23 protein-coding genes and 1 pseudogene are annotated in these 25,279 nt (G+C 61.9%); 9 read left to right on the forward strand and 15 right to left on the reverse strand.

Annotation, left to right across the window (positions count from 1 at the left end):
- Positions 1-218 precede the first annotated feature (218 nt).
- Positions 219-1,595 carry a VOC family protein gene (locus tag M5B97_RS02130; protein ID WP_248730600.1) on the forward strand — a complete coding sequence of 459 codons (1,377 nt, stop codon included), beginning with the start codon at positions 219-221 and terminating at the stop codon, positions 1,593-1,595.
- 137 nt (positions 1,596-1,732) lie between these two features.
- On the opposite strand, the gene M5B97_RS02135 is transcribed toward M5B97_RS02130, so the two are convergent.
- Positions 1,733-1,957 carry a YdcH family protein gene (locus M5B97_RS02135; RefSeq protein WP_123718771.1) on the reverse strand — a complete coding sequence of 75 codons (225 nt, stop codon included), beginning with the start codon at positions 1,955-1,957 and terminating at the stop codon, positions 1,733-1,735.
- 174 nt (positions 1,958-2,131) lie between these two features.
- On the opposite strand from M5B97_RS02135, the gene tkt reads away from it, so the two are divergent.
- Together tkt and M5B97_RS02145 are read left to right on the forward strand one after the other, a co-directional pair.
- A complete protein-coding gene (gene tkt, locus M5B97_RS02140) occupies positions 2,132-4,186 on the forward strand; it encodes a transketolase (protein ID WP_248730601.1) in 2,055 nt (684 codons plus the stop codon).
- Between the two features lie 397 nt (positions 4,187-4,583).
- Positions 4,584-4,857: pseudogene (locus M5B97_RS02145) on the forward strand (transketolase); the annotation flags it as partial.
- Positions 4,858-5,084: 227 nt separating this feature from the next.
- On the opposite strand, the gene uvrA reads toward M5B97_RS02145, so the two are convergent.
- The 7 genes from uvrA to M5B97_RS02180 all read right to left on the reverse strand — a co-directional run bounded on the left by uvrA (position 5,085) and on the right by M5B97_RS02180 (position 15,778).
- Positions 5,085-7,604 carry an excinuclease ABC subunit UvrA gene (uvrA, locus tag M5B97_RS02150; RefSeq protein WP_248730602.1) on the reverse strand — a complete coding sequence of 840 codons (2,520 nt, stop codon included), beginning with the start codon at positions 7,602-7,604 and terminating at the stop codon, positions 5,085-5,087.
- Positions 7,601-9,313: an ATP-binding protein gene (locus tag M5B97_RS02155; RefSeq protein ID WP_248730603.1), complete on the reverse strand. Its 1,713-nt coding sequence runs from the start codon at positions 9,311-9,313 to the stop codon at positions 7,601-7,603. The genes uvrA and M5B97_RS02155 overlap by 4 nt, the downstream gene beginning before the upstream one ends.
- Before the next feature lie 109 nt (positions 9,314-9,422).
- Positions 9,423-12,494 (reverse strand): error-prone DNA polymerase, encoded by a 3,072-nt coding sequence (locus M5B97_RS02160; protein ID WP_248730604.1) that lies wholly within the window; start codon positions 12,492-12,494, stop codon positions 9,423-9,425.
- Entirely contained in the window at positions 12,491-13,903 is a 1,413-nt protein-coding gene (locus M5B97_RS02165; RefSeq protein ID WP_248730605.1) for a DNA polymerase Y family protein, read from the reverse strand. Before M5B97_RS02165 ends, M5B97_RS02160 begins: the two co-directional genes overlap by 4 nt.
- Before the next feature lie 7 nt (positions 13,904-13,910).
- A complete protein-coding gene (gene imuA / locus M5B97_RS02170) occupies positions 13,911-14,525 on the reverse strand; it encodes a translesion DNA synthesis-associated protein ImuA (protein ID WP_123718670.1) in 615 nt (204 codons plus the stop codon).
- Positions 14,525-15,142, reverse strand: a complete 618-nt coding sequence (gene lexA, locus M5B97_RS02175) for a transcriptional repressor LexA (RefSeq protein WP_123718671.1) — start codon at positions 15,140-15,142, stop codon at positions 14,525-14,527. Before lexA ends, imuA begins: the two co-directional genes overlap by 1 nt.
- 48 nt (positions 15,143-15,190) lie before the next feature.
- Positions 15,191-15,778 carry an NUDIX domain-containing protein gene (locus M5B97_RS02180; RefSeq protein ID WP_248730606.1) on the reverse strand — a complete coding sequence of 196 codons (588 nt, stop codon included), beginning with the start codon at positions 15,776-15,778 and terminating at the stop codon, positions 15,191-15,193.
- Positions 15,779-15,913: 135 nt separating this feature from the next.
- Between M5B97_RS02180 and M5B97_RS02185 the strand changes: the two genes are divergently transcribed.
- Both M5B97_RS02185 and M5B97_RS02190 read left to right on the forward strand, forming a co-directional pair.
- Positions 15,914-17,065, forward strand: a complete 1,152-nt coding sequence (locus M5B97_RS02185; protein ID WP_248730607.1) for a GGDEF domain-containing protein — start codon at positions 15,914-15,916, stop codon at positions 17,063-17,065.
- Positions 17,066-17,163: 98 nt separating this feature from the next.
- On the forward strand, positions 17,164-18,090 hold the full coding sequence (locus M5B97_RS02190) for an alpha/beta hydrolase (RefSeq protein WP_248730608.1): 927 nt from the start codon (positions 17,164-17,166) through the stop codon (positions 18,088-18,090).
- A gap of 176 nt (positions 18,091-18,266) precedes the next feature.
- Here M5B97_RS02190 and M5B97_RS02195 read toward each other — a convergent pair whose 3' ends face one another.
- Positions 18,267-19,442 carry an alpha-hydroxy acid oxidase gene (locus M5B97_RS02195; RefSeq protein WP_248730609.1) on the reverse strand — a complete coding sequence of 392 codons (1,176 nt, stop codon included), beginning with the start codon at positions 19,440-19,442 and terminating at the stop codon, positions 18,267-18,269.
- A gap of 121 nt (positions 19,443-19,563) precedes the next feature.
- Here M5B97_RS02195 and M5B97_RS02200 point away from each other — a divergent pair, with 121 nt between their 5' ends.
- On the forward strand, positions 19,564-20,349 hold the full coding sequence (locus M5B97_RS02200) for a DeoR/GlpR family DNA-binding transcription regulator (protein WP_123718676.1): 786 nt from the start codon (positions 19,564-19,566) through the stop codon (positions 20,347-20,349).
- Here the strand turns inward: M5B97_RS02200 and M5B97_RS02205 are convergent.
- The 3 genes from M5B97_RS02205 to M5B97_RS02215 are packed head-to-tail and all read right to left on the reverse strand — an operon-like array spanning position 20,314 to position 21,685.
- Positions 20,314-21,042, reverse strand: a complete 729-nt coding sequence (locus M5B97_RS02205; protein WP_248730610.1) for a DUF72 domain-containing protein — start codon at positions 21,040-21,042, stop codon at positions 20,314-20,316. The genes M5B97_RS02200 and M5B97_RS02205 overlap by 36 nt on opposite strands.
- A complete protein-coding gene (locus M5B97_RS02210; protein WP_134657551.1) occupies positions 21,039-21,470 on the reverse strand; it encodes a DNA methylase in 432 nt (143 codons plus the stop codon). The genes M5B97_RS02205 and M5B97_RS02210 overlap by 4 nt, the downstream gene beginning before the upstream one ends.
- A gap of 2 nt (positions 21,471-21,472) precedes the next feature.
- Positions 21,473-21,685: a hypothetical protein gene (locus tag M5B97_RS02215; RefSeq protein ID WP_123718679.1), complete on the reverse strand. Its 213-nt coding sequence runs from the start codon at positions 21,683-21,685 to the stop codon at positions 21,473-21,475.
- A 201-nt stretch (positions 21,686-21,886) separates the two neighbouring features.
- Between M5B97_RS02215 and M5B97_RS02220 the strand changes: the two genes are divergently transcribed.
- Positions 21,887-22,447, forward strand: coding sequence for a type 1 glutamine amidotransferase domain-containing protein (locus M5B97_RS02220; RefSeq protein ID WP_123718680.1), 561 nt, complete (start codon positions 21,887-21,889; stop codon positions 22,445-22,447).
- Between the two features lie 188 nt (positions 22,448-22,635).
- On the opposite strand, the gene M5B97_RS02225 is transcribed toward M5B97_RS02220, so the two are convergent.
- The 3 genes from M5B97_RS02225 to M5B97_RS02235 all read right to left on the reverse strand — a co-directional run bounded on the left by M5B97_RS02225 (position 22,636) and on the right by M5B97_RS02235 (position 23,922).
- Positions 22,636-22,842, reverse strand: a complete 207-nt coding sequence (locus M5B97_RS02225) for a PLDc N-terminal domain-containing protein (protein ID WP_134657553.1) — start codon at positions 22,840-22,842, stop codon at positions 22,636-22,638.
- An 88-nt stretch (positions 22,843-22,930) separates the two neighbouring features.
- Positions 22,931-23,476: a putative natural product biosynthesis protein gene (locus M5B97_RS02230; RefSeq protein ID WP_248730611.1), complete on the reverse strand. Its 546-nt coding sequence runs from the start codon at positions 23,474-23,476 to the stop codon at positions 22,931-22,933.
- Positions 23,477-23,538: 62 nt separating this feature from the next.
- The gene (locus M5B97_RS02235) at positions 23,539-23,922 is read right to left on the reverse strand and encodes a DUF2946 domain-containing protein (protein WP_248730612.1); all 384 of its coding nucleotides are present in this window, start codon (positions 23,920-23,922) and stop codon (positions 23,539-23,541) included.
- A 190-nt stretch (positions 23,923-24,112) separates the two neighbouring features.
- On the opposite strand from M5B97_RS02235, the gene M5B97_RS02240 reads away from it, so the two are divergent.
- Both M5B97_RS02240 and M5B97_RS02245 read left to right on the forward strand, forming a co-directional pair.
- Entirely contained in the window at positions 24,113-24,721 is a 609-nt protein-coding gene (locus M5B97_RS02240) for an SCO family protein (protein ID WP_053255622.1), read from the forward strand.
- Complete coding sequence (locus M5B97_RS02245) at positions 24,721-25,203, forward strand: copper chaperone PCu(A)C (protein WP_123718684.1); 483 nt, start codon at positions 24,721-24,723, stop codon at positions 25,201-25,203. The genes M5B97_RS02240 and M5B97_RS02245 overlap by 1 nt, the downstream gene beginning before the upstream one ends.
- The last annotated feature ends 76 nt before the right edge of the window (positions 25,204-25,279 follow it).

Here is a 25,279-nt window from a genome sequence, read left to right on the forward strand (position 1 = left end):
CGATTGTTTCATGAGGCCACGAGCGCACCTCGTGAAGAATTTGTTAGAAAAGTCGGCGAAAAATGAAATTTCGCTGATGCCATTTTTTGTAATATTTACGTCACGTCATTCATTCGCAGAATGAAGTCCTGAAGATTCTTCGTTTGCGTGCCAGCACCCAGCCCAACAAAATCCAGGCAAAGGCCACGCCCCTCTCCATCGTGTTCAGGAATTTTTTTATGCCCAGCGCCGTGCATGTCAGCCCCGACGAGATCCGCAAAGGTTTTTCCAAAGCCATGTCGGACATGTACCGAGATGAAGTTCCGTTGTACGGCGCGTTGATGGCGCTGGTGGCCGAGACCAACAGCCGGGTGCTGAACAACGACTCGGACCTGGCCCGGCAGTTGCGCCGCACCGCAGAGATCGACCGCCTGGACATGGAACGCCACGGTGCTATTCGCCTGGGCACTGCCGAAGAATTGGCAACCATCAGCCGCCTGTTTGCAGTGATGGGCATGCAACCTGTGGGCTATTACGACCTGACGCCCGCCGGTGTACCGGTGCATTCCACCGCCTTTCGCGCCGTGCATGAAAGCTCGCTGCAAACCAGCCCGTTCCGCGTCTTTACCTCGCTGCTACGCCTGGAACTGATTGAAGACCTCGACCTGCGCACCTTCGCTGAAAGCGCCCTGGCCAAACGCTCGATCTTCACCCCAGGCGCCCTGGCGTTGATTGAACAATCTGAACGGGACGGTGGGCTCAACGCTCAGGACGCCGATGAATTTATTCGCCAGGCCCTGGAAACCTTCCGCTGGCACCACACCGCCACGGTCACCGCTGCGCAATACCAGCAATTGAGCGACCAGCACCGGCTGATCGCCGATGTCGTGGCGTTCAAAGGCCCGCACATCAATCACCTGACACCGCGCACGCTGGATATCGATCAGGTGCAGGCCGCCATGCCTGGCAAAGGCATCACCCCCAAGGCCGTAATCGAAGGCCCGCCCCGCCGCCGCTGCCCGATACTGCTGCGCCAGACCAGCTTCAAGGCGCTCGACGAACCCATCGCCTTCACCGATGCCCAGGGCAGCCACAGCGCACGCTTCGGTGAAATCGAACAACGCGGTGTCGCCCTGACGCCCAAAGGCCGCGCCCTGTACGACCAGCTGCTGAATGCCGCCCGCGACGCGTTGGGCGCGTTCCCCAATGAAGGCAACGCCGCGCGTTATGTCGCGTTGATGGAGCAGCACTTCCAGGCGTTCCCCGACGACCATGCACAGATGCGTGAACAAGGCCTGGCGTATTTTCGCTACTTCGCCACCGAACAGGGCTTGGCGGCCCGCGGCCACGCCGATCAACCGCAGGCGCTGGACGCATTGATCGCAGCCGGCCATGTGGCCGTGGAACCGTTGGTATATGAGGATTTTCTACCGGTGAGTGCGGCAGGGATTTTCCAGTCGAACCTGGGGGACGCGGCGCAAAGTCACTACGCTGCAAATTCCAACCGGGCGCAGTTCGAACAGGCGCTGGGGCGTGAAACGATCGATGAATTGAAGCTCTATGAAGCGACGCAGCAGCGTTCCATCGACGATTGCCTGAAAACACTACTGGATTGAAAGGGGGGTGCCCGCCCGGCTCAGCTGCGCATTCCATGCGCTGCAAGAATCCCCAGAGCCGGGAGGACGGGGGGCATCATAGGCAGTAAAACGCCGTCTGTCCCTGAGACAATTCTGAATAAATATTGCCGTCGTTCCTACGCCAGCCGTTGCGCAATTTCGTCTTTGATCAACAACCGCTTCTTCTTCAGCACCTCCACCTGCTCATCGCTGGCACTGGCCGATTCCGCTTTCAGCACCGCCTCGTCGGCAACGTCATATTGGCTGAACAGCACGTCCAGGCGCTTATCGCTCGCCCTACGTTGGTGAACCTCTTCCTTGCTTTTACCCAAGTCCTGAATCAAGTCGTGTTTCACTGGCATGGCGTACCTCTGCACGTTGATCAATGGCCTACGCTCTTGAAACTAGCCCATTGCGCAGGGTCTTGTCATGCTCGAGATCAATATGGCCCCGTTCGTCGCAAGACGGGCGATGCAATCAAACCTTTGCCAAGCCCTGCCCTCCACTTTAGATCGCTACCCGAGGGAGACCGGTTCATGAATCACGCTGCCACCGCTGTCGACACCCAGTGCATCAACACGATTCGCACCCTGGCCATGGACGCTGTACAGAAGGCCAACTCCGGCCACCCCGGCACGCCGATGGGCCTGGCCCCGGTGGGCTATACCTTGTGGAGTCGCTTCCTGCGTTATCACCCCGAGCAACCCGACTGGCCCAACCGTGACCGGTTTGTGTTGTCGGTGGGGCATGCGTCGATGTTGCTGTATTCGCTGCTGCACCTGGCCGGTGTGGTCGAGATCGATGCCCACGGCCAACGCTCCGGGGCGCCGGCGATCAGCCTGGACGATATCAAGCAGTTCCGGCAGATGAGCTCCAAGACCCCAGGGCACCCCGAATACCGCATGACCACCGGCGTGGAAACCACCACCGGCCCGCTCGGCCAGGGCTGCGCCAACAGCGTGGGCATGGCCATGGCCGAACGCTGGCTGGCCAAGCGCTTCAATCGTGACGGCCAGATGCTGTTCGATTACAACGTCTACACCCTGTGCGGTGACGGCGACATGATGGAGGGCATCAGCGGCGAAGCGGCGTCGCTGGCCGGGCACTTGAAGCTGGATAACCTGTGCTGGATCTACGACAACAACACCATCAGCATCGAGGGCCACACGGAGCTGGCGTTCAGCGAGGATGTGATCAAGCGCTTCCAGGCGTATGGGTGGCACACCCTGCACGTCACCGATGCCAATGATCTGCAGGCACTGAGTACGGCGCTGGCGACCTTCCAGGCCAACACCGGCGCGCCGACCCTGATCGTGGTCGACAGCGTGATCGGCTATGGCTCGCCCCACAAACACAACACCGCCGCCGCCCATGGCGAACCATTGGGTGAAGAAGAAATCCGCCTGACCAAGGCCGCCTATGGCTGGCCGCAGGACTCCAGCTTCCTGGTGCCCGATGAAGCGCGCACGGCGTTACGCGATGCGCTGCTCGAACGCGCCGAACCTTTGTTCAGCCAATGGAACCAGACCCTGTCCCAGCTCGACCCGCAGTTGGCCGACGAACTCAAACGCATGCGCGCCGGGGAAATGCCCGCACAGTGGCAGGCTGACCTGCCGGACTTCGCGGCGGATGCCAAGGGCGTCGCCAGCCGGGCATCGGGCGGCGAGGTGCTGAACGCTTTTGCCCAGCACATCCCTTGGCTGCTCGGCGGCTCGGCGGATTTGTCGCCCTCGACCAAGACCAACCTCACCTTTGACGGCGCCGGGCGTTTCAGCGCCGACGACTACAGCGGGCGCAACCTGCATTTTGGTATTCGTGAACACGCCATGGGCGCCATCGCCAACGGCATGGCGCTCTCGTACCTGCGGCCCTACACCTCGACGTTCCTGGTGTTCAGCGATTACATGAAACCGCCGATCCGTCTGGCGGCGATCATGGAGTTGCCGGTGGTGTTCGTGTTTACCCACGACTCGATCGGCGTGGGCGAGGACGGGCCGACGCACCAGCCCATCGAGCACCTTACGCAATTGCGGGCCACGCCGGGCTTGCTGACCCTGCGCCCCGGCGACGCTAATGAAACCCTGGAACTGTGGAAGGTTGCCCTGGCGCAAACCCACCGGCCCAGCTGCGTGGTGCTGTCGCGCCAGGCCCTGCCGACCCTGGACCGTACGCAGTATGCAAGCGCCTCGGGCGCGGCCAAGGGCGCTTATGTGCTGGCGGGCGCAGACCATCCCGAAGTCCTGCTAGTGGCGACCGGCAGTGAAGTCAGCCTTGCGGTGGCGGCCTATGAGCAGTTGAAAAGCGAAGGCATTGCCGCGCAGGTGGTTTCAATGCCCAGCTGGGAACTGTTTGAAGAACAGGACCAACGCTATCGCGACTCTGTGCTGCCACCCGCAGTGAAGGCTCGGGTAGCGATGGAACAGGCCGGCCCCCTGGGTTGGGACCGCTATGTCGGGCAGACCGGGGCCAAAGTGGTGATGAACAGCTTCGGGGCTTCGGCGCCGTTGGCCAAGTTGCAGGAGAAGTTCGGGTTTACGGTTGAGAATGTGGTGAAACTGGCCAAGCAGCAGATCCAACTGGCGCAACGCTGAAATTGGGCGGGACACCGCCTGATGCCAGTCAGTTAAGAAGAAGAAAGGCTAAAAAGTAACCTGTGGCGAGGGAGCTTGCTCCCGTTGGACTGCGCAGCAGTCCCATGCTTTGTAAACAAAGAGCGGGGCCGCTTCGCGGCCCAACGGGAGCAAGCTCCCTCGCCACACATACAGCGTTCACTCCTAACTGACTGGCGTTAGGGACACCGCCCCATTTGTAGGCGCGAGCTTGCTCGCGAAAAACTCACAGGCGCCGCGTTCATTCAGGCGGCCCGCGTTATCGTTGAGGTTTTTCGCGAGCAAGCTCGCTCCTACAGACGGCGACGTCAGGCGAGTTCCTAGGCCAGGAAGGGGCGGTCCGGCTGGTCTTGTTCCTGGCGACTTTCTGCGGCGTACCGCAAAGGTGGTGTCAATGCCCAGTTGGGAACTTTGAAGAACACGACCAACGCTATCGCGACTCTGTGTTGCCACCCGCGGTGAAGGCTCGGGTAGCGATGGAACAGGCAGGCCCCCTGGGTTGGGACCGCTATGTCGGGCAGACCGGGGCCAAAGTGGTGATGAACAGCTTCGGGGCTTCGGCGCCGTTGGCCAAGTTGCAGGAGAAGTTCGGGTTTACGGTTGAGAATGTGGTGAAACTGGCCAAGCAGCAGATCCAACTGGCGCAACGCTGAAATTGGGCGGGACACCGCCTGATGCCAGTCAGTTAAGAAGGAGAAAGGCTAAAAAGTAACCTGTGGCGAGGGAGCTTGCTCCCGTTGGACTGCGCAGCAGTCCCATGCTTTGTAAACAAAGAGCGGGGCCGCTTCGCGGCCCAACGGGAGCAAGCTCCCTCGCCACACATACAGCGTTCACCCTTAACTGACTGGCATTAGGAACACCGCTCCTATAGACAGCGATGTCAGGCGAGCTCCCAGGCCAGGAAAGGTGCGGTACGGCTGGTCTTGCTCCTGGCGACTTTCTGCGGCGTACCGCAAGCCACCACGCGCCCGCCTTGATCCCCCGCCCCTGGTCCGATATCGATCACCCAATCACTCTGGGCCACCACGCGCATTTCATGTTCCACCACAACCACTGTGTGCCCGGCATCCACCAACTGATTTAGTTGGCTGAGCAACCGGTCGACATCCCGCGGATGCAGCCCGGTGGTCGGCTCATCCAGCACATACAAGGTGGCGCCCCGGGCATTGCGTTGCAACTCGGTCGCCAGTTTGATGCGTTGCGCTTCGCCGCCCGATAACTCTGTCGCCGGCTGGCCCAGGCGCAAATAGCCCAGGCCGATATCCCGCAGCACCTGCAAGGAACGCAACACCCCTGGCTGCTCGGCAAACACGTCCACCGCCTGCTCCACCGTCAGCCCCAGCACCTGGGCGATGTTCAAGCCCTGCCACTGAATCGCCAGGGTCTCCGGGTTGTAGCGTGCGCCATGGCACGTCGGGCACGGCGCGTATACGCTGGGCATGAACAACAACTCGACGCTGACAAAGCCTTCGCCTTCGCAGTTCGGGCAGCGGCCCTTGGCGACGTTGAAGGAAAACTGTCCGGCATCGTAATGACGCTTCTTCGCGGCCGGCGTGGCAGCGAAGAGTTTGCGCACGTTGTCGAACAGCCCGGTGTAGGTCGCCAAGTTGGAACGCGGGGTGCGACCGATGGGTTTCTGATCCACCTGCACCAGGCGGCGAATGTGTTCCAGCCCGCCGGCAATGCGGCCGCCGCTCGCTTGCGGTGTGTCATCTTCCAGGCTCGGCTCTTCGTCGTTTTCCACCACGCGGCCCAGGCCCATGCCCACCAGTTCCAGCAGCGCCTGGCTGACCAGGCTGGATTTACCCGAGCCGGAAATACCGGTCACCGCCGTGAAGCAGCCCAGGGGGAAATCCACGTCCAGCTCGTTGAGGTTGTTGCGTGTCACACCTTCGAGTTTCAACCAGCCGCTGGGCTCACGGCGCGGCTGACTCGGCGCGCGCCGTTCGGCGAACAGATACTCACGGGTCTGCGACGCCTGCACATCGGCCAAACCGGCAGGCGGCCCGCTGTACAGCACCTGCCCACCGTGTTCGCCGGCCGCCGGGCCTACGTCGATCAACCAGTCGGCGCGGCGCATGGTTTCCAGGTCGTGCTCCACCACGAACAACGAATTGCCCGCGGCCTTCAAGCGCTCCAATGCGGTGAACAACGCTTCGCCATCCGCCGGGTGCAAGCCGGCCGAGGGCTCATCCAGCACATAGATCACACCGAACAACTGCGAACCCAATTGAGTCGCCAGGCGCAGGCGCTGCAACTCACCGGACGACAGGGTCGGCGTGCTGCGCTCCAGGGACAGATAGCCCAGGCCCAATTCGATCAGGGTGCTGACCCGCTCCAGCAGATCCTCGGCGATGCGCTGGGCAGCCAGGCGCTTTTCCACCGACAATTTCATCTTGTCCTGCCCCGCCGCTACCGGGCGCAACAGCTCGGCCAACCGGGACAACGACAACTGCGACAACTCACCGATATCCACCCCGGCAAACTTCACCGACAGCGCCGCCTGGTTCAGCCGTTTGCCATCGCACGATGGGCAGGCGCTGCCCTGCATGAACTGCGAGACGCGCTTTTTCATCAGCGCGCTTTGGGTGTGGGTGAAGGTATGCAGGATGTAGCGCCGCGCACCACTGAAGGTGCCCTGATAGCTCGGCTCCAGCTTGCGCTTGAGGGCATCGCGGGTCTGTTCGGGGGTGAAGCCGGCGTACACCGGTACGGTCGGGGTTTCTTCGGTGAACAAAATCCAGTCGCGCTGTTTTTTCGGCAGGTCACGCCAGGGAATATCGACGTCGTAGCCCAGCGTCACCAGGATGTCGCGCAGGTTCTGGCCCTGCCACGCCAGCGGCCAGGACGCTACCGCACGCTGGCGGATGGTCAGCGAGGGATCGGGCACCATCAACGCCTCGGTCACCTCATACACGCGGCCCAGGCCGTGGCATTGCGGGCAGGCACCCTGGGGCAGGTTCGGCGAAAAATCTTCGGCGTACAGCATTGCCTGCCCGGGCGGGTAACTGCCGGCGCGGGAGTACAACATGCGGATCAGGCTCGACAGCGTGGTCACGCTGCCCACCGATGAACGCGCACTCGGCGTGCCGCGTTGCTGTTGCAGGGCCACGGCCGGGGGCAGGCCCTCGATGCTGTCCACATCCGGTACGCCGACCTGATCAATCAGGCGCCGTGCATACGGTGCCACTGACTCGAAGTAGCGGCGCTGGGCTTCGGCATACACCGTGGAAAATGCCAGGGACGACTTGCCGGAGCCGGATACGCCCGTGAACACCACCAGGGCGTCCCGGGGAATGTCCACATCGACATTGCGCAGGTTATGTTCGCGAGCGCCACGCACCCGGACGAAGCCAACCTGTTCGGCAAAAAGCCTGGGAGTCTTGTGCTGTGACGTCATGGACAACCTTGTCGGGTGGTGAGCACCGTGCGCACCCGTTGCGTCAGGGCATCGGGGCTGTAGGGTTTGCTCAGCAGGTGAATGTCGGGGCTCAGCAAATGATTGCTGGAGAGAATGTCGCGGGTGTGGCCGGAGGTGAACAGCACCGGCACTGGAGGCTGCTGCGCCTTGGCCCAGTCGGCCAGGTCGGTACTTTTGACCCGACCGGGCATCACCACGTCAGTGAAAATCAGGTCCGGCTGCACACCGCTCTGCAATGCCTGCATCGCCCGGTCACCGTCTTCGGCCGTCAGCACGGTGTAGCCCGATTGCTCGAGCAATTCGACGACCGTCAGGCGCACGCCTTCATTGTCTTCCACCACCAGGATGGTCTCCTGGCCGCCGTCGTGCAGCACCAGCTCATCGTGTGTATCCAGGCTTTCCGGCTCAAGGCTATGGGGAAAATACATCTGCACCACCGAGCCCTTGCCCTCCTCGCTCCACATCTCCACATGGCCACCGCTTTGGCGCACGAAGCCGAACACCATGCTCAATCCCAGCCCAGTGCCCTGGCCTTCGCGCTTGGTGGTGAAAAACGGCTCGAAGACGCGCTTGAGCACTTCCGGGGGCATGCCCACGCCGGTGTCGCTGACCGCCAGGCGCACATACTCGCCGGGCTTGATGCTTTTGCCGGCGCAGTCGGCGGGGTTGAGGATGATGTTCTCGCCGGTGATGCGGATCACGCCCTCGCCTTGCATGGCATCCCGGGCATTGATTGCCAGGTTGAGCAGCGCATTTTCCAGCTGGTTGCGGTCGACGTTGATGAACCAGGCATCCCGGGGCATCTGCACATCAATATGGATGGTTTCGCCGAGCGCGCGCTGCAGCAATTCGCCCAAGCCGGCGTAGATACGCTGTGGGTTGTACACCGCCGGCGACAACGGCTGGCGACGGGCGAAGGCCAGCAGTTGCGCCGACAGCTTGGCGCCGCGCTCTACGGCGGCAATGGCTGCATTGACGCGGCGTTGCACATGGGCATTATCCGGCTCATGCCGGGCCAGCAGGTGCAGGTTGCCGGCGATCACCTGCAGCAAGTTATTGAAGTCGTGGGCCACGCCGCCGGTCAGGCCACCAATGGCTTCGAGTTTCTGCGACTGGCGCAGTTGCTCCTCGGCGGCGGAGCGTGCCTGCACTTCAGCAGCTACGCGCTGTTCCAGGTTGTGGGTGAGTTCCTGGCGCACCTGCTCGGACTTCACCAGTTCGGTGGTCTCCACCACAATCGCCAGCACGCCGGCCGGTTGCTGGTTATCGCCGGCAACCGGGCTGTAATACAGGTCCAGCCAGACCGTCTCCGGTTTGCCATTGCGCAGCAACACCAGGTCCTTGTTGTTGAATGACAAGGTCCCGCCCGCCAGGCAGGTGGCCACCACCTGCCGGTTGAAATCAGCGACTTCCGGCCAACCCAACTCCACGGGTGTGCCCAGCAGGTACGGATGGCGGCCACCGGCAAATACCGAATAGCTGTCGTTGTAGATCATGTACCCCGCCCGCCCCCACAGCATCACCATCGGCACCGGCGAGGCCAACATCATTTGCACGGTGCAGGCCAGGCTGGTGGACCAAGAGTCTATGGGGCCCAGGTCGGTGGTTGACCAGTCAAACAGGCGAATCCGCCGTGCCATTTCACCGGCCCAGCCGTCGCAGCCATGAGGGTTGGATAAAAATTGCATGGGTTGACTCAGTACGAAAAAAGAACATCGACCAGGTTTGGAGCGCGCCAACGGCAGATCGTTTCACTGCCTTTACACCAAGCGCTAAATGCAACCCACATCGACGGTTTCAGTGAAAATCCCGGCTGCGCACATTGATCCCCTCCAACAACGGCGTCAAGTCGGTCAAACGCCCGGCAATCAAGTGCCGCACGTCACCTACCGCTTCCCAGCGCCCGTCTACCTTGAGCAGCCGCGAACCCACCAGCGCTTGGCGCTGGCGCTCAGCCAGGTCACGCCAGACCACCACGTTGAGGTTGCCGAACTCATCCTCCAGCGTGACGAAGGTGACGCCGCTGGCCGTGCCGGGTCGCTGCCGCCCCGTGACCAACCCGGCAACGCTCACGTTACGACCATGCTCGACCACCATAAGCTCATGGGAACTGCGGCAGCGGCGTTTGCGCAACTCATCCCGCAACAAGGCCAAAGGGTGCGGGCCAAGGGTGGTGCCCACGGTGGCGTAATCAGCGTGCAGGTCTTCGCCGATCGAGGGCGCGGGCAACTCCACCACCGCTTCGTCAGGGCTGGGCAAACCGGCGAACAGGCCCAGTTGCTTATGCACCCCAGCCACCTCCCAGCGCGCTTTGTGCCGGTGACCGGCCAACGCGCGCAAGGCTCCGGCATCCGCCAACAACGCCTGGGCCCGCGCGTCCAGCCCGGCGCGTGCGTCCAGGTCGGCAATATCGCTGAACGCCTGGCGTTGGCGGGCGGCCTCGATACGGCGCGCATCCTCCTCACGAAACCCCGCGACCATGCGCAAGCCCATGCGAATCGCCGGTTGCACACCCTCGATAGGTTCCAGGCTGCAATCCCAATCGCTGGCCTGCACATCCACCGGGCGGATCTGCAACCGATGGCGCCGGGCATCCTGCAGGATCTGGTCCGGGCTGTAGAAGCCCATGGGCCAACTGTTGATCAGCGCACAAGCGAAGGCCGCCGGCTCATGACATTTGAGCCAGCAACTGGCATAGGTCAGCAGGGCAAAACTGGCCGCGTGGGACTCTGGGAAACCATAGCTGCCAAAACCCTTGATCTGCTCGAAAATCTGCGCGGCGAAGGCTTCGCTGTAGCCGTTTTTCAGCATGCCGTCGCGCAGGCGATTCTGGTGCGGTTCCAGCCCGCCGTGGCGTTTCCAGGCAGCCATCGAGCGGCGCAACTGGTCGGCCTCGCCGGGGCTGTAGTCGGCAGCGACCATGGCGATCTGCATCACCTGTTCCTGGAACAGTGGAATGCCCAAGGTGCGCTCCAGCACCTTTTTCAATTTCGGCGAAGGGTAAGTGGCTTCTTCTTCGTTGTTTCGACGTCGCAGATAAGGATGCACCATGCCACCCTGGATCGGCCCAGGCCGCACAATCGCCACCTCAATCACCAAGTCGTAGTAATTCTTTGGCTTGAGCCTCGGCAACATCGACATCTGCGCCCGCGACTCGATCTGGAACACGCCGATGGTGTCGGCCTTGCTGATCATCGCGTAGGTCGCCGCATCGTCCTTGGGGATCGTCGCCAAGGTCAGGTCAATACCGCGGTGGCGATGCAACAGGTCGAAGCAGCGGCGGATTGCACTGAGCATGCCCAGGGCCAGAATATCCACCTTGAGCAGGCCGACAGCATCGAGGTCGTCCTTGTCCCACTGGATGATGGTGCGCTCGGCCATGGCGGCGTTTTCCACCGGTACCAGGGTGTCCAGCGGGTATTCGGAAATCACGAAGCCGCCGGGGTGCTGGGACAGATGGCGGGGAAAGCCGATCAGTTGCTGAGTCAACGCCAGCACCCGGCGCAGGGTCGGGCTTTGCGGGTCAAAGCCGCTTTCACGCAGGCGCTCCAGGGGTGGCGCATCGTCACTCCAGCGCCCGCAGCATTCGGCCAGGGCGTTGATCTGGTCCGGCGGCAGCCCCAAGGCCTTGGCCACATCGCGCACCGCGCCGGCCGCGTGATAACAACTGACCACCGCCGTCAGCGCCGCGCGCGTGCGGCCGTAGCGTTGGAACACGTACTGCAACACCTCCTCGCGGCGGTCGTGCTCGAAGTCCACATCGATATCTGGCGGTTCATTGCGCTCCTTGGACAGGAAGCGCTCGAACAGCATATCCGTCAGGCTTGGGTCGATCTCGGTAATGCCCAAGGCAAAACAGACGGCTGAGTTGGCCGCCGAACCCCGGCCCTGGCACAGGATCGAACGGCTGCGGGCGAAGCGCACGATGTCGTGGACCGTGAGGAAATAGCTTTCATAACCGAGGGTGCCGATCACCTCCAATTCCTTGTCGATCTGCTGCAAGGTCTTGCTATCAACCCCCTTTGGCCAGCGCCGGGCGATGCCTTCTTGCGTCACGGCATGCAGCCAGGACGTTGCATCATGCCCCTCAGGTACCAGCTCGCGCGGGTAGTGGTAATGCAACTGGCTCAGGTCAAAAGTGCAACGGCGTGCAATGGCCCGGGTTTCGTCGAGCAACGCTTGGGGGTACAGCGCGGCCAGGGCGCCGAGGTCACGCAAGTGCCGCTCGCCATTGGGGTGCAGCCGCATGCCGGCCTCGGCCACCGGCACGTGATGACGGATAGCGGTCATGGTGTCTTGCAGGGCACGGCGGCCGCGAACGTGCATATGCACATCGCCACAGGCCACCGCCTTGATATTCAGGCTGGCGGCCAGGTGCAGGCGTTGCTCCAGATGGCGCGCATCGCCCTGACCGCAGTGCAGGTGCACCGCCAGCCAGAGGCGTTCGGCGAAGGTGTGGCGCAACCATTGAATCGAAGCCTGGGTGTCGCTGTCTTCGGCCACCCACAAGGCCAAAAGGCCCGGCAACGGTTGCTCGAAGTCTTCTTGCAGCAGGCGATAACGGCCCTTTTCGGCCCGACGGCGAGCCAGGGTAATCAAGCGGCACAGGTGCTGGTAGCCGCTCAGGTCTTCCACCAGCAGCACCAGTTTCGGACCGTTTTCGATGCGCACCTCACTGCCGATAATCAACGGCAACTCCACCGCCTTCGCCGCCTGCCAGGCACGTACGATACCTGCCAGCGAGCATTCGTCGGTGATCGCCAGGGCGCTGTAGCCTTGAGCTTTGGCCCGTTCGAACAACTCCAGCGCACTGGAGGCGCCACGCTGGAAACTGAAGTTGGACAGGCAATGCAGCTCGGCGTAACTCATGCAAACCAACCCTGCAACCACAGCCCATCGTGTTCCCCGACGGTACGATAGGCCCAGCCTTGCTGGCCGGCGCGGGTGCGAATCAGGTAATAGTCGCGACGGATATCGGCACCATCCCACCAGCCGGACTCGATGCGTTCCGGGCCCATGAGGATCTGCACGCCCTGCTCGGCCAGCAAGGTCGGCTCGTTCAGCAGCCAACCGGGGCGATGCACGGTGCCCAGGGGCTGGCATGGGTGCTTATCGGCCGCCGCTTGCCAGGCGCATTCGGGACGATGGTCGGCATGAAAGCGCAGACTCTGCACCGCGTCATCCCCAAGGCGCGCACGCAGGCGTTCGCGCAGTTGCTCCCAGGGCAGGGTCTGTTGCGGACGGTCGTCGAACAGGTCCTGGCGCTGCGGTACGAACACCGGCAAGTCCTGGGCGACAAGGCGCACGCCGCGTACCGGCGCGGTGACTTGCACCTGTTCCAGACGCCCACGGGCCAATTCGAACAACATCGAAGGCTCGCGCTCGGCGCTGAGCAGGCCGACCTTGATCACGCTGTCGGGCTGCTGGGCGTGCTCCAGGTGCAGGTCAAAGCGCTGCACCCCGCTGTCGCGACCGCAGAGGAAAGCGGATAGGTCGCCGGTCAAACGTCGCAAGGGGAACAGCAGCGCCTGGTGGGATTGCACGTCGAAATTCAACTCGATGCGCGCCTCGAACTGATCCGGCGGCTGATAGAACGCCAAGGCCAAGGGCCGTTGCCCGATCAGTGTGTCCAGGTGCTTGAGCAGGCCCGCCTCAAAACGCCGCGCCAGGGTGTGCCGGGGCAACGCCTGCACCTGGGCCAGTGTGCGCAGGCCCATGCGTGACAACGCGATGGCGGCCTGCGGGTCGAGGCCGGCGCGGTCGATGGGCAGCGGCGCCAGGGCCTGGTTCAAGGCGTCGTCGTCCACCGCCAGGCCATCGTGGACGTTCGCCAACACCCGCGCCGCCACGGGGTTGGGCGCGGCAACGATACGGTGGCGAAAGCCCAACTCGGTCAGCTCCTTGCGCAAACGCGCTTCGAACTGCGGCCACGGCCCAAACAACCCCAGGCTCGACTCGATCTCGAACAACAAGGCACGTGGGTAGTACAGGCTGACCTGGGAACTGAAACGGTAGGCCCAGGCCGCGAGAAACTGTTGCCAACGCTCGATTTCGGCGGGGTCATACTCGGCGCAGGCAAAGCTCTTGGTCAGGGCATGGGCCGCCGTCAGGGATTGCCCAGGGCGCAGGCCCAAGGCACGCGCCGCTGCGTTGACGGTTTGCAGCACACGGCGTTGCGGCGTGCCGGCCAGCAGCGCGAGGGGTTGGGCTGGCTCGGGGTGCGCACGCAGCACCCCGTCCAGCGCCAATTGCGGAAAGACAATAGACACCCAACGCATGGCAACCTCAGTGCCCCGCCAACGCAATCGGCGCCGGATGGGCCAACCCGCCCCGGCACTTGAGCACCCGTACTTGCGCAGGCCTTGCCTCAACCGCCAGGCGCAAAGCCGCTGGCGACGCATTGACCGCCTCGCCCAGGGCGCGCCAGGCAAAGGCCAGGGTCTGCCCGGTCTCCGCCGCCACCTGCAAGCGGCGCAATGCTCGATCATCGGCCTTGCGCGGCCAGCACAACACCGCGCCGCAACTGCCGGAACGCAGGCATTGCTCCACCGCCCACAGCGCATCGCGCTCCTCGGCCCGGATCACTGAAAGCTGGCGGACATCCACCCCGGCGTTCTGCCAGGCGTGGGGGTATGGCGTGTAAGGCGGCGCGACCAACACAATACGTTCCCCCGCCGCCGACAAGCGCGCCAGGGTCGGCAGCACCAATTGCAACTCGCCGATACCTTCTTTGGCCATCAGGATTTCGCTCAGGGCCGATTCCGGCCAGCCGCCCGTCGGCAGCACCGCATCCAGCGTCGCCAACCCCGTGGGGTGCACGCTGGCCGGTGGCGCAACGGGCCGGCCCTTCCACACGCGCCCGCCATTGAACAGCGCATCCAGGGCAACCACGGCGCCCATCAGCCTTGCCTCACCAGGCCGCAGAACACCCCTTCAATGGCCAGGTCCTGATCGGCCCCGACCACGATGGGTTGGTACGCGGGGTTGCGCGGCAACAGGCGCACGCGGTCGCCACTGCGCTCGAAACGCTTGATGGTGACTTCGCCGTCCAGGCGCGCCACTACAATTTGCCCATTTACCGCCTCGGCACTGCGACGCACGCCCACCAGGTCGCCGTCGAGAATGCCGTCTTCGATCATCGAATCGCCTTGCACACGCAGCAAATAATCCGGGGTTTTCGTAAAGGTGGCAGGGTCCAGTTGCAGGCGGCTGTGCACATCGGCATCGGCGCCGATGGGCATGCCTGCGGCCACTCGGCCGAGCACCGGTACATCCAGCCATTCGGCGCGCGCCGGCTGGTTGAGCAGGCGAATGCCCCGGGCCTGGTTGGCATTGACCTCGATAAAACCGGCTTCGGTCAGGGCCACCACGTGTTTGCGCGCAACACTGCGTGAGGCGAAGCCGAACGCCTCGGCGATCTCGGCGAGGCTGGGGGGCTGACCTTGCTGCGCGATGCGGTCGCGGATGAAAGTCAGGATGGCGGTACGGCGGGGAGTGAGAGTCGTCATGGAGTACATTTGTACTCCTGCGGGGAATTTCTGACAATAACCACCAGTCGGGAGGGCTCACCAGCCCTCTTTCAACATCCGCAACTCCAGATACTGCAACAGCATGATGGTCTTGCCATCCACGATCTCACCGTCGCGCACCATCGCCAGCACCTGTTCAAAGCCCAGCTCCAGCACTTCGATGTCCTCGCCCTCTTCTTCCAGGCCACCGCCCGTACCGACCCGGTCTGCCGGTTGGTATTCGCCGATAAAGAAGTGAATGCGCTCAGTCACCGAGCCGGGGCTCATGAACGCCGAGTAGATTTTTTCCACGTGGCCGACGCGATAGCCGGTCTCTTCTTCGGCTTCCAGGCGAATGCGTTCTTCGGGGCTGGCGTTGTCGAGCAAGCCGGCCGCCGCCTCGATCAGATAGCCGTGGTAGTCGTTGACGAAGGTGGGCATGCGGAATTGGCGGATCAGCAACACCGTACGTTGCGTACGGTTGTACAACAGGATGGTCGCGCCATTGCCGCGGTCATATACCTCACGGGTCTGGGCTTGCCAACTGCCGTCCTGGCGGCGCAAGTCGAAACTGTATTTTTTCAGCAGGTACCAGTTTTTCGAGAGGGTTTCTTCGGCGGTAATGCGAACGGGGCTGTTGTCCATGATCGGGCCTCTGTACGTGGGAGCGCGAGCATGTTCCCGCGCGCCGGCCAACGTCAAGGTGGCGCAGACGTCACGGCTTGCTGCGGATACCGCTACAATCGCGCTCCAAGAAGGATCTCTCTCCAGGTCAAGGAAATGATGCTGCACATCCCGACGCTACTGATAGTCGCCGTGTTCGTGTTCGGCCTGATGGGCCTGCTCACGGTGCATGCCTGGAACCGTGGCCGCGAACCGACCCTGGGTTACCTGGGCATCATGCTGCTGCTCGCCTCCCTCGGCACCGGGCTGATCGTGGTACGTGGCGTGGGCATGGACTTTGTCGCGCTGATCCTGGGCAATGTGGTGTTACTGCTCAGCGCGGCGATGAACTGGACCGCCATGCGCACGTTCGCGCAACGCAAACCCAGCATGCCCGGCATCTTTGCAGGGGCCGGCGCGTGGTTGATGATGTGCCTGGTGCCGCAGTTCTACGGGTCGCTGTCGGCACGGGTCACCCTGTATTCACTGCTGGCCGCCAGTTACGGCGTGCTGTCGGCCATGGAATTGTGGCGTCGGCGCGACAGCCTGGAGGTCGCCTATACACCAGCGTTGGTGCTGACCCTGTTGCACACGACTTTCTATTGTTTCCGCGCCTTCATCGACCCTGGCCTGCCCCTCAAAAGCGCCCAGGCTCCGGGCGGTGAAGGCGTGCCGTTTTTCTCGTTCATATTGTTTGAATCGATGCTGTATGCCATCGGCATTGCCTACGTCACCCTGGCGATGGTCAAGGAGCGTGCCGAGTTGCGCTTCAAGGCCGCCGCCCTCAGTGACGCTCTGACCGGCATCGATAATCGTCGCGCTTTTATGCTCAAGGGTGAAAAACTGCTGGCCAACAGCGCCCGTCGACACCAGGGCGTAGCCCTGCTGCTGTGCGACCTGGACCACTTCAAGCGTTTGAACGACAGCTTCGGCCACCCCATGGGCGACCAAGCGCTGATCGCCTTCAGCCAAGTGAGCCTGGCCGCATTGCGCAAAGACGATGTGTTCGCACGCATCGGCGGCGAAGAATTTGCCTGCCTGCTGGCTGACAGCGATGAAGCGCAGGCGTTTCAAGTCGCCGAGCGGATTCGCCAGGCGTTTGCCCGGCTCGATCTGTTGGCGCCCGGGTTCCTGAGTGTCAGCATCGGCATTGTCACCACTGACGAGGCCGGCCATGACCTCTCGCACTTGCTGTCACAGGCTGACCAGGCGCTGTACCTGGCCAAGGCGCAGGGGCGTAACCGGGTTCAGGTTGTGGTCGCGGTGTAACACTTTGCAAGCAATGCCCACTCACGGCTGTCGAATTAATTCCTTGCCGGGTTAGCCATCTGGTAAAACCCCAGCTTCGTTTTTGTCCTGGAACCTTCATGTCCTCTCGTTTTCTGTCTCGCCTCGGCCTGCGCTGGTTTCCCCTGTTGTGCATGGTGCTGTTGATCGTCGGCCTGCCGGTGGGTTGTGCCGTGCTGCAACACAAAGAGCGCGAGTTGGTGTTTCGCATCGAACCGGGTACCGCCGGCTGGTATACCGGGCTGCCCAAAGCGGTGCAGGAGTTCGACCTCAAGCCGGCCAGCCTCAAGTCGGGACAGAACATTCACGGCTGGTGGTACCCGGCGGACAAGAAGGACGCCCCGGCGATCCTCTACCTGCACGGCGTGCGCTGGAACCTCACCGGTCAGCTGTTTCGCATCGAGCAATTGCACGCCCTGGGCTATTCGGTGCTGGCCATCGACTATCGTGGCTTCGGCCAGAGCCACGGCGACCTGCCGTCGGAAACCAGCGTATACGCCGACGCCCGCATCGCCTGGGAGCGCTTCCAGGTGCTGCAGCCCGACCCAAGCAAACGCCTGATCTACGGCCACTCCCTGGGCGGTGCGGTGGCGATCGACCTGGCGGCCGAACTGAGCCGGCAAACGCCGATACCCGTGCGTGGATTGGTGATCGAATCTACGTTCACGTCCCTGGGGGATGCGGCGACCGCCGTGGCCAACACCTCACTGCCGGTGCGCTGGTTGCTCTCGCAGAAGTTCGACTCCATCGACAAGATCGCTGACGTCCACATGCCGCTGCTGGTGGTTCACGGCCTTGCCGACCAGTACGTGCCGCCGCGTTTCAGCAAGCAATTATTCGACGCCGCCCGGGAGCCCAAGCGACTGCTGCTGGTGCCCGGCGCCACCCACAACAACAGCATGAGCCTGGCCGGTCGCAGTTATGGCCAGGCGCTGGACAAGCTGATGCAAGCGCAGGCGCCATCCCGGGTGGTCACACACTCCACAGCAGCCAATGGCGACTCTTGAAGCACATTTCGGCACTGAATTCGCGCTTGCGTGTCAAGCGCAAACCCTGCCCATACTGGCCCGCGCCGAAAGTTGATCAAATATTAACCGCAGGTTAAATCGCCAACCCAGCCGGGTCTTCGCAAAGTTATCCACAGAGATACCCACGGTTTTCGTGGACAACTCTTTTTACTTTTTTACGATTTTTTTGCTCGGTAATTCCCTTCGGGAAAGGTTCCAGGCAGCAAAATCTCGCGGTTCACATCGCGTATATCGTTATAGCCACAGAGTGCCATCGATACGTCCAGCTCGCGGGCGATGATGTCGAGGGCCTTGGCCACGCCCGCCTCCCCCATGGCACCCAAACCGTACAGATGCGGGCGGCCGATCATCGTGCCCCTGGCACCGAGCGCGACCGCCTTGAGCACATCCTGGCCGGAGCGAATACCGCCGTCGAGCCACACTTCAATCCGATTGCCCACCGCTTCAACAATCGCCGGCAATTGGCTGATGCTCGACGGCGCACCATCAAGTTGACGACCACCGTGGTTACTCACCACCAGCGCATCGGCACCGGCGTCTGCCGCCAGGCGCGCATCGTCCACATCGAGGATGCCCTTGATGATCAACTTGCCGCCCCAGCACCGCTTGATCCACTCCACGTCGTCCCAGCTCAGGCGCGGATCGAATTGCTGGGCGGTCCATGACGACAGTGAACTCATGTCCGCCACGCCTTTTACGTGCCCGACAATGTTGCCAAAACCCCGACGCTTAGTGCCGAGCATTCCCATGACCCAACGCGGCTTGGTTGCCATATTGAGGATATTGGGCAGGGTCAATCTGGGCGGCGCCGACAGGCCATTGACCAAGTCCTTGTGGCGTTGCCCAAGGATCTGCAAGTCCAGCGTGAGCACCAGCGCATCCACACCGGCAGCCTTGGCACGCTCGATCAACTGTTCGATAAACCCGCGATCACGCATGACATACAGCTGGAACCAGAATGGCTGGCCGACATGCTCGGCAATGTCCTCCAGCGAACAGATGCTCATGGTCGACAGGGTGTAGCGCAGGCCGAATGCGGCAGCGGCACGGGCGGTGAGAATCTCGCCGTCGGCATGCTGCATGCCCGCCAGTCCGGTCGGGGCCAGAGCCACCGGCATGGCCATGTCCTGGCCGATCATCGTCGTGCGGATCGAGCGCTGGTCGATATTGCGCGCCACGCGCTGGCGGAATTTGATCTGGGCAAAATCGCTTTCGTTGGCCCGATAGGTGCTTTCAGTCCAAGAGCCGGAGTCGGCGTAATCATAGAACATGCGTGGGACACGTTTTTGCGCCAGCTTCCGTAAGTCTTCGATGGTTGTGATCAACGTCATCTAGGTCACCTCTCCCTGAACTGAGCATGCAGAGTAACCGTGCGTCGGCCGCGCAACCAGCCATTGCGTTTACATCGGCCTGGGAATAATCTCGCACAAACCAGCAAAAAGACGCACAAACATGCATAACAATCATCAAGCCATTGACCTGCCTTCTTTACGCAAACAGAAGATCCTGCTGCTATTGGAGCGCGACGGAAAAGTCACCGCAGCGGAACTGGTCGAGCATTTCGCCGTGTCCCAGGACACCATCCGCCGTGACCTCGGCGAACTGGCCGCCGCCGGCTTGTTGCAGCGTGTACACGGTGGCGCCCTGCCCCGGCCCAAGGACACCGGCAAAGATTTTTTTACGCGTGTCAGCGAGAGCAATGAGGCCAAGCGCCAGCTTGCACAATTGGCGGCGCAACGTGTGGAAGACGGTCAGATCGTGCTATTCGATTCCGGCTCGACCACCTTGCAGATTGCCCAAGCACTGCCGCGCTCGATTCGCCTGACCGTGGTCACGCCGTCACCGATGATCGCCATCGCCCTGGCCGACCATCCCCATGTGAAAGTGATCCTGGCTGGTGGCCAACTCAACCCGGCCACCCTGTCCACTGGCGGCCACGATGCCGTGCGCCTGATCCAGAGCGTCAAGGCCGACCTGTTGTTCACTGGCGTTTGCGCCCTGCATCCGCAAATAGGCATCACCTCGCTGCACTTCGATGAAGTGGTGGTCAAACAGGCGCTGCTCGACAGCGCTTCCCATGTGGTAGCGGTGACCATGGCCGACAAGCTCGGTGCGGTGGAACCCTTTGTGGTGGCGCCGTGCAACCGTATTCACACGCTGATTACCGAGTGGCATGTGCCGAGTGTCGAGGCTTATGAACAGCTAGGTTTGGAAGTGATGCGAGTGGAGGTCGAGTAGGCACAAGGCATCGGCCGTCGCATGCCCACTGGCGGTGTTATCGAAAATGCACCACGTGGGCACGCCTGCCATAACCGACAGGTTCAGCCCTTGCTCGAACGCTTTCACGCGTTCCGGCCCATAGGCACTGTAGTAGATGCGCGGAGAGCCATGCAGACGCAGATAGTGCACGCCTGGCCAACCTGCACCCATCTCGATAACAGGTGGGTCGGCAATGACCCGGCCTATGTGCAAATCCAGCAGCAGCGACTCGGCATCGCGCCAGGTGGCATGCCGCGGCTCCAACACCACCGCGCCGGAAAAACGCTGGCGCAGCGCAGTGAAAAAAATCGACGCCGCGACCGGGTCATAGCTCAGTGAGGGAGGCAACTGAACCAGCAGGCAGCCGAGCTTTTCACCCAGTTGCAGGCACTGCTCCAGAAATTCATCCAGGGCCGTCTCGCAACGCTGCAAGCGCAGTTCATGGGTGATGCGTTTGGGCATCTTCACCGAAAAACGAAAGCTTGCAGGCACTGATTGTGCCCAGCGTTCGTAGGTCTTTGGCTGATGCGGCCGATAAAACGAACTATTGATTTCCACAGCATTGAAGCGCGATGCATAACGCTGCAAATGGGTGCCCTCGCCTGCAAACGCCGGCCAGTGTTCACGGGGCAGACTCCACCCCGCACACCCCAGGTACAAGGATGCCGTCAAAACAACACCTTGGCGGCATCGCGCATGAAAATCTCTATGGTTTTGGGCCCTACCCCTTCGAACTCACCCAAGCGTTTTTCGAAAGCCGAACGGTTGCCACTGGCGTCCCTTATTTGCGTGATCCTGCCTGCATACTCGGCGTTCAACTTGGCGCTAAGGTCCAATAGCCGCTGCGCGGTGGTTTCGTCATAGCGCACGTAGTGGGCACGCCCCAACATAGTGACCAATTCGCGGGAGGTGCAATGCTGCAATTTGCGCGCGGTATCTCGCCCCTCTTGCTCGACGATCACCCGGTAAGCCTGCGCGGCAATCGGTGCCTGGATGCGTTTGCCCATCAAGAAGCTGGCAATGAACCACTTGAACAGGCTGGCATCGTCTTCGGGCGCAAGATCGATACCCAGTTCGGAAGCCGTGATCGACTTGGCCATGCTTAGTTGTCCAACCTGCGCTCGGCCTTGTCGGCTTGCTCGTTGATAGCCTCGGCCTGACGTTCGTTGTCCTTGATCGAGGTCGGCGTGAGCACTTTGTCGATGGTTTCGGTCTTCGGATTCGGATGTTCCAGCGTCTGGCCTTTCGCCGGTTTTTCCGCACCCTTCTGGGCTTGTTCGGAACTGATCGGGTCAGGGATTTTATCGGCAGTCATGGTCTGTCTCCAGGCTTTTTGAACGCCCCCAATAAAGGCGAGCACTTATGCAGCAGAGCCCGACACATTTCGATAGTTCAAGGAAACTGCCACGCCAAACCACCCAGCCAATAAGCGCAAATTAATTTAAACCTTTAGCGCCCTGCTTTGATCAACTCTCCATATCGACGTTTTAACCCATCCAACAGGAGACTCTCGATCATGAGTTCACAACTGAACGGCAAGAAGATTCTGGTCATCACCTCCAACACCGGCATCGAGCGCGATGAACTGCTCAAGCCACTGGAGGCCTTGCGCGGCTACGGCGCGACCGTGACCCACGGTTCCAGCGAAGGCGGCACCACGCAGACGTTCGTTGGCGACACTGAGAAAGACAAAACCGTGGAGTCCGACGTGAAGCTGTCGGATGTATTGAGCAGCGATTTCGACGCCCTGGTGATCCCGGGTGGCACCGTCAACGCCGACACTCTGCGCCAGGACGCCAGTGCGTTGAAGTTGATCAACGATTTCGTCAAGGCCGGCAAGACCGTGGCAGCGATCTGCCATGGACCATGGACATTGATCGACGCAGGCGTGATCAAGGGCAAGACGCTGACCTCGTATAAAAGCGTGCGTATCGACCTGGAAAATGCCGGAGCCGCCGGTTGGGTCGACGCCGAGGTCAAGGAATGCAAGGCCAACGGCTGGACCTTGATTACCTCGCGCACGCCCGATGATTTGCCGGCGTTCAATGACGCGATTGCCAAGGCGATTGCTGGATAACGCTCATCTACGGACAGCGAGCGACCTGTGGCGAGGGAGCTTGCTCCCGCTGGACCGCGTAGCAGTCCCATTCTTTGCAAAGCAAAAGCTGGGGCCGCTTCGCGACCCGGCGGGAGCAAGCTCCCTCGCCACAGTAACGGTGCTTCTCATGAGCTGATTGCAGGCGCCTCAAGGGCGCCTGTTCTGCTTCAGCTTCTGCGTTGGTCAGGCATTTCGCGTTTTGGCCCGAACATCGCCCAGGCAATCAGCCCAAACAGCGGCACAAATATCAAAATCACCAGCCAGAAGCCCTTGCTCTCCCACCCCCCGGTACTGCGCAACACGGTATTGATCGCCCACAACTCCACGAGCAACAGAATCACGGCCAGGCCGATCCAGATGTATTCGATTTGCATGTTCACCTCCTAGGTCGTATGCGTTAGGTCAAGCAGACGCTCCAAGGGTTCATTAAAAATTGCGCGGCTGCCGCAGCGCGTCGCCGTCTCAGGGCACCGGCCGCCAAGCGCTGAATTCACCCCGCGCATTCAGCGGGCTCCAGGCAAAGTCACCGACAAGCGCCGGCAACGCCTGGTGCTCCGCGCCTTTGATCGGAGCGCCCTTCCAATCGAACACCGTCGTCCCTTGCCAGCCCAGGACAATGCCTCGCGCCTGGCTGTTGTCCACATGGATCCAACAGGCCGCCGCTGCCGCCATGAACGCTTCGATCGGCTCTTCATCGATCTGCGCCCGGTACGTGGAACCCAGCAGCCAGCGGCACACATTCAGGTGATAGGTCCAATCCAACGGCGGCTGGTGGTGATACGCCCAGGTCATGAAGCTGCGGAACAGGTTCAAGCCCTCGGGCGGGTCGAGCTTGAGCAACGTCGGGCAGATGTCGAACAAGGTGTGCCAATGAGGCAGCAGGCGCGCATCCAGGTGCACGAAACAACGGGAATTACTCGGGTATTGCGGCAACACCGGTTCCGCACGCAGGCAACGGGATGCCTTGCTGACCAGGCGGCTGGCGCCTGCAGGCAATAGGGAAGTCATCAGATGGACTCACAGTCGTGACGATAGAACGCCTCCTGATCACAGGAAGCCCAAGGCACACGTCAGGCTGCGGGAGAAGCGCGGGGGTTGGCCGAGGGCCAGGAATAACGTGGCGGCGCCTTGCTGCGTCGCTCGTGGGCCGGGCGCGGGGTTTGCTGAAGGCTCAGAAACCAGGCCAGGCCGATAAGAAACACGATGGCCACGGTGATCGCGCTGCACACCGGGCAAGCAAAGTAGTTCGAGATGTTGCTGGACGACGGAACGCCCAACCCTTTATCGGAAAGTGGCGCCTGGCTACCGTCCACCGAGCAGAACGCGCCACCGATGCCGTTGAGCTGCTGGCCCAACATTTGCCCATGGCCCAAACCGCACACGAACACGTTCATCAGCACGCAGAAGTACAGGATCCAGGCGATCAGCGAACGGTCGGGGAGGCTCGATTTCATGGCGGCGACTCTACCACCGAAGCCACAAAAGGATGAAGCGCGGCGCGCCCCTGTGGCAGAACGTCGCAGATTACGCGGGCAGCCCCGGGTTGGTAGACTGTGCGCCCTCCTCGTTTCTACGTTTCAAAGCCTTTCAAAGCCTGATGTGTAGATCCAGAGCCATGCAGGCGCTTCACAGGACGCACAGTTGATGAGTACGTTATTCACCCGCCGCAAAGTGCTGACCGGCATGGGCCTTTTGGGCCTGGGCAGCCTGCTGGGCGGCTGTGACTACAGCCCCAAGCTGAACTTCAAGTACGGCAAGGACCTCAGTGACAAGATCATGGGCCGCACTTTCAAGCTCAAGAATACCGACGGCGAAACCGTCACCCTGAGCTCGTTCCGTGGCCTGATGCCGGTGGTGTTCTTCGGTTTCACCCAATGCCCGGCCGTGTGCCCCACCACGCTGGCGCGCGCTGCCCAGGCCAAGAAGCTGATGGGCCGCGATGGCGAGATCATGCAGGTGGTGTTCATCACGCTCGACCCCGAGCGCGACACACCGGAACTGCTCGATCGCTACGTGAAGGCCTTCGACCCCAGCTTCGAAGCGTTGTACGGCACCCCGGAAGAAATCGCCGTGGCCGCCAAGGAATTCGGGATTTTCTATGAAAAGATCCCCGCCGGTGACACCTACACCCTGTCCCACACTTCCACCAGTTTCGTCTTCGACACCCGTGGCAACCTGCGCCTGGGCCTGTCGGCATCCCTTACCGCTAAAGAGTGCGCAGAAGACCTGCTCACCGTCATGGAGGTCTGCTAATGACTGCCGTTCAACACCTCAAACGCGTTGCCTTCGGCCTCACCCTGCTGGGCCTGGCCGCCCACGCCAGTGCCCAGGTACAAGTGACCGATGCCTGGGTGCGTGCCACGGTGCCGGGCCAGCCGTCCAGCGGCGCGTTCATGACGATCACCGCCGACAGCGACAGCCAGTTGCTCAGCGTGGCATCGCCGGTGGCCAAGGACGTGCAGATCCATGAGATGAGCATGAAGGACGACGTGATGAAAATGGGCCCGGTGGATTCGGTCGCCCTGCCCGCCGGCAAAGCCGTCAAGCTCGACCCGGACGGCTACCACGTAATGCTGATGGGCCTCACCGGCCAGATCAAGGAAGGCGACCAGGTGCCGCTGACCCTGACCGTCAAGGACGCCAAGGGTGTTGAACAAAAAGTCGAAGTGAAGGCTGCAACACGCGGTCTGGATGGGATGGACCATAGCCATATGGACCACAGCAAGATGCACTGACCTGATGCAGCCTATGTGGGAGGGAGCTTGCCCTAAGCCAGTCAGTTAGCCGCAAGTGCCGTCTGTAGGAGCGAGC

Source organism: Pseudomonas sp. MWU13-2517 (genome assembly GCF_023242545.1).
In the GTDB taxonomy this organism is placed as follows: domain Bacteria; phylum Pseudomonadota; class Gammaproteobacteria; order Pseudomonadales; family Pseudomonadaceae; genus Aquipseudomonas.

Coding starts and splice junctions, on each gene's coding strand:
- M5B97_RS02225 (WP_134657553.1), bottom strand. CDS start 22,842: ATGCAAATCGAATACATCTGGATCGGCCTGGCCGTGATTCTGTTGCTC.
- M5B97_RS02210 (WP_134657551.1), bottom strand. CDS start 21,470: ATGGCCAAGTCGATCACGGCTTCCGAACTGGGTATCGATCTTGCGCCC.
- M5B97_RS02130 (WP_248730600.1), top strand. CDS start 219: ATGCCCAGCGCCGTGCATGTCAGCCCCGACGAGATCCGCAAAGGTTTT.
- M5B97_RS02215 (WP_123718679.1), bottom strand. CDS start 21,685: ATGACTGCCGATAAAATCCCTGACCCGATCAGTTCCGAACAAGCCCAG.
- M5B97_RS02165 (WP_248730605.1), bottom strand. CDS start 13,903: ATGCGTTGGGTGTCTATTGTCTTTCCGCAATTGGCGCTGGACGGGGTG.
- M5B97_RS02230 (WP_248730611.1), bottom strand. CDS start 23,476: ATGACTTCCCTATTGCCTGCAGGCGCCAGCCGCCTGGTCAGCAAGGCA.
- M5B97_RS02180 (WP_248730606.1), bottom strand. CDS start 15,778: ATGGACAACAGCCCCGTTCGCATTACCGCCGAAGAAACCCTCTCGAAA.
- M5B97_RS02190 (WP_248730608.1), top strand. CDS start 17,164: ATGTCCTCTCGTTTTCTGTCTCGCCTCGGCCTGCGCTGGTTTCCCCTG.
- lexA (WP_123718671.1), bottom strand. CDS start 15,142: ATGTACTCCATGACGACTCTCACTCCCCGCCGTACCGCCATCCTGACT.
- M5B97_RS02160 (WP_248730604.1), bottom strand. CDS start 12,494: ATGAGTTACGCCGAGCTGCATTGCCTGTCCAACTTCAGTTTCCAGCGT.
- uvrA (WP_248730602.1), bottom strand. CDS start 7,604: ATGACGTCACAGCACAAGACTCCCAGGCTTTTTGCCGAACAGGTTGGC.
- M5B97_RS02245 (WP_123718684.1), top strand. CDS start 24,721: ATGACTGCCGTTCAACACCTCAAACGCGTTGCCTTCGGCCTCACCCTG.
- M5B97_RS02220 (WP_123718680.1), top strand. CDS start 21,887: ATGAGTTCACAACTGAACGGCAAGAAGATTCTGGTCATCACCTCCAAC.
- M5B97_RS02155 (WP_248730603.1), bottom strand. CDS start 9,313: ATGCAATTTTTATCCAACCCTCATGGCTGCGACGGCTGGGCCGGTGAA.
- M5B97_RS02240 (WP_053255622.1), top strand. CDS start 24,113: ATGAGTACGTTATTCACCCGCCGCAAAGTGCTGACCGGCATGGGCCTT.
- M5B97_RS02195 (WP_248730609.1), bottom strand. CDS start 19,442: ATGACGTTGATCACAACCATCGAAGACTTACGGAAGCTGGCGCAAAAA.
- M5B97_RS02200 (WP_123718676.1), top strand. CDS start 19,564: ATGCATAACAATCATCAAGCCATTGACCTGCCTTCTTTACGCAAACAG.
- M5B97_RS02185 (WP_248730607.1), top strand. CDS start 15,914: ATGATGCTGCACATCCCGACGCTACTGATAGTCGCCGTGTTCGTGTTC.
- imuA (WP_123718670.1), bottom strand. CDS start 14,525: ATGGGCGCCGTGGTTGCCCTGGATGCGCTGTTCAATGGCGGGCGCGTG.
- M5B97_RS02135 (WP_123718771.1), bottom strand. CDS start 1,957: ATGCCAGTGAAACACGACTTGATTCAGGACTTGGGTAAAAGCAAGGAA.
- M5B97_RS02235 (WP_248730612.1), bottom strand. CDS start 23,922: ATGAAATCGAGCCTCCCCGACCGTTCGCTGATCGCCTGGATCCTGTAC.
- tkt (WP_248730601.1), top strand. CDS start 2,132: ATGAATCACGCTGCCACCGCTGTCGACACCCAGTGCATCAACACGATT.